1 pseudogene is annotated in these 214 nt (G+C 61.7%); it reads left to right on the top strand.

The window, feature by feature from the left end:
- A pseudogene (locus AF337_RS12410) lies at nucleotides 1–214 on the top strand (alpha/beta hydrolase); the annotation flags it as partial.

Consider the following 214-nt stretch of genomic DNA (forward strand, 5'->3'; position numbering starts at 1 on the left):
GGCTGGTGATACTCTCGGCGCCCTATGCGCAGAACGGCTTCTTCCCGGAGATGCTGCCGCAACAGGCGGCCGTCGGCGCTGGTATGGCCGACATGATGAAGGACACGCCGATGTTCCTCTCCTACAAGGCGGTGGCGCCTGACGTTTCCGAATTTCCGAAGCTGCTCGACGCCATGGGCGCACTGATGCGCGAACCTATCGACTATAGCGATGC

The sequence above is a fragment of the Rhizobium ecuadorense genome (genome assembly GCF_001187535.1).
Classification (GTDB): domain Bacteria; phylum Pseudomonadota; class Alphaproteobacteria; order Rhizobiales; family Rhizobiaceae; genus Rhizobium; species Rhizobium ecuadorense.